This window comes from Rhodopseudomonas sp. B29, from assembly GCF_000333455.1.
GTDB lineage: Bacteria > Pseudomonadota > Alphaproteobacteria > Rhizobiales > Xanthobacteraceae > Rhodopseudomonas.
Map to the genome: position 1 here is coordinate 1 of NZ_BADD01000752.1, position 1,816 is coordinate 1,816.

At 61.4% G+C, this 1,816-nt stretch carries 2 protein-coding genes and 1 pseudogene; 1 reads left to right on the forward strand and 2 read right to left on the reverse strand.

The genetic code is table 11. From position 1 onward, the window contains the following. Both I5M_RS27185 and I5M_RS27190 read right to left on the reverse strand, forming a co-directional pair. A pseudogene (locus I5M_RS27185) lies at positions 1-380 on the reverse strand (sugar ABC transporter substrate-binding protein); the annotation flags it as partial. Between the two features lie 44 nt (positions 381-424). After that, complete coding sequence (locus tag I5M_RS27190) at positions 425-1,426, reverse strand: ABC transporter permease (protein ID WP_022724282.1); 1,002 nt, start codon at positions 1,424-1,426, stop codon at positions 425-427. 159 nt (positions 1,427-1,585) lie between these two features. Between I5M_RS27190 and I5M_RS34525 the strand changes: the two genes are divergently transcribed. Further along, a partial coding sequence (locus tag I5M_RS34525) for a GntR family transcriptional regulator (RefSeq protein WP_031337760.1) occupies positions 1,586-1,816 on the forward strand: 231 nt, incomplete at its 3' end.

Consider the following 1,816-nt stretch of genomic DNA (forward strand, 5'->3'; position numbering starts at 1 on the left):
TCCATCGCCCGCTTCAGCTCGCGCGCCAGCAGAGTCGTCGTCGGATTCTGCACGATAAGCACATCCGGCTTCTCGTTGATGAGAGACGATACCGCCTGCAGTTGCACGTCCGACTTCATGTTCGGATCGCGCGTCACCATCTGATTCCCGTAATCGTCGAAGTGGGCTTTCATCACGCGAGTCCACTCGCCCTCGAGAACGCCCATCCACACCGGCACCCAGGCGACGGTCTTGCCCTTCACCGCTTTCTCGAATTTCTGAAGCAGTTCGGCGCGTGGATCGGCAGCGCTTGCATGGCTGCTGCCGAACATCATCGCGGCCGCCGCCAACGCGAGCATTCCTGGGCGCAGGCGCCCGTGTTCGCCGTTCTTTCTGATCATTGTCGTCCTCCCGGTGCTGTCATTTTTGTCTGGATCGGGCGGCACTAATCGCCCTGTTTGGCCGTCTCTTCGTCGCGCGGATGAATGTAGCTGTCGAGAACGATCGCCAGCAGAAGCACCGCGCCCTTGATGATGTCCTGGGTCTGGATATCGAGATTCATGATCGTCATCGCGTTCAGCAGCACGCCGATCAAAAGCGTTCCGGCAATCACGCTGAGTACGTTCCCACGGCCGCCGACGAGGCTGATGCCGCCGAGGACGACGACCAGGATGACGTCGAAGATCATTGTGGATTCGACGACCTGCAGGTGCATCAGCGAGGTCGATCCGACCATGATGATGCCACCGACATAGCCGATGGTCGCGGACAGCGCGTATTCAATCATGGTGAGAGGACGCGTCGCGATACCGGACATCCGCGCGGCCTGGGCGTTGTCGCCGTGCGCGTAGATGAAGCGCCCGATCACCGTGCGCGACAGGAACAGATGCAGCAACAGCGCGCAGATCGCGAAGGCGATCAGCGGCACCGGTACGCCGCCCAGTACCGTTCCGCCGAGCATGAGCAAGAACTCGTGCCCCGGCTGCAGGAACACCTGGTAGTGCGGGACCACCAGCGCGCGGGTGAGCCCGAGCACCAGCAGACCGGATGCGAGCGTCGTGAAGAGCGGCGGAATTTCGATCACGGAGACGAAATAGCCGTTCATGACGCCGATCAGGATGGCGAGTACGAGACCGAAGGCGATAGCTGCGGCCGGCGGCCAGCCGCCGTTGATCAGGGTAACCGCGATCGCACTCGAACAGGCGAGCGTCGCGATTTGTGACAGATCGATACCCCGGCCGATCACAACGACGGCCATGCCGAGCGCCAGGATGCCGAGAATCGAGATGTTGCGGGCCAAGGTAAACAAATTGCCGAGCGTGACGAACCCGGGAAGCGCGGCGCTGAGCACGACGAACAGCGCGAGAGTCACGCCGAGAACGATCAACGACTGACTTGGCTTGAAAGGCGCACGACGGCGTCCGCCGGCCAACGCTTCGCTGGACACGTTCCCCTCCTGGTCCTTTGGCCGAGCGCTCGAACGATCAGTCGCGCGAACGGCGTTTCCTCACGGGGCAGTTTGCCCTCTGTGCCTGCAGCTCTCGCCCAGCCACTCTTGTTAGTTGCATATTATTTGTTATAACAAAAACATCATAAGGTTCCGAGCATGTCAATAACCATTCGCAGGCCGTCGGACGGGGACCTTCAGTCCCACCCCTTCGGCCGCCCGATCTCGAAGGAGAGCGTGAGCCAGCAGGCCTATGCGGCGATCCGAGATTCTTTGATGCGGAGTCGTCTGAAGCCGGGGCAGAAGCTGGTCGCACGGCAAGTCGCGGATGAACTCGGCATCAGCGTGACGCCGGTTCGCGAGTCGCTGCTACGTCTCGCGTCCGAACAC